Source organism: Amycolatopsis azurea DSM 43854 (assembly GCF_001995215.1).
Taxonomy (GTDB): domain Bacteria; phylum Actinomycetota; class Actinomycetes; order Mycobacteriales; family Pseudonocardiaceae; genus Amycolatopsis; species Amycolatopsis azurea.
This window is the reverse complement of sequence record NZ_MUXN01000040.1, coordinates 3,057-3,401: the sequence shown is the minus strand read 5'-3', so window position 1 is coordinate 3,401 and position 345 is coordinate 3,057. Positions and strand designations below refer to the sequence as shown.

Annotated in this window: 1 rRNA gene (cut by a window edge); it reads left to right on the top strand. The window is 53.0% G+C overall.

The window, feature by feature from the left end:
• The first annotated feature begins 68 nt into the window (after positions 1-68).
• Positions 69-345 (top strand): 23S ribosomal RNA (locus B0293_RS42130); it runs 2,855 nt beyond the window's last position.

Genomic DNA, 345 nt, shown 5'->3' with positions numbered 1-345 from the left:
TTACGCCCCGGGACGTTTGTTTCTGGTGTGGTGTTTGAGAACTGTAGAGTGGATGCGAGCATCTTTGTGGTCAAGTTGTTAAGGGCACATGGTGGATGTCTTGGCTTCAGGAGCCGATGAAGGACGTGGGAGGCTGCGATATGCCTCGGGGAGCTGTCAACCGAGCTGTGATCCGAGGATTTCCGAATGGGGAAACCCAGCACCAGTTATGTGGTGTTACCCGCATCTGAATATATAGGGTGTGTGGAGGGAACGCGGGGAAGTGAAACATCTCAGTACCCGTAGGAAGAGAAAACAACCGTGATTCCGTGAGTAGTGGCGAGCGAAAGCGGAAGAGGCTAAACC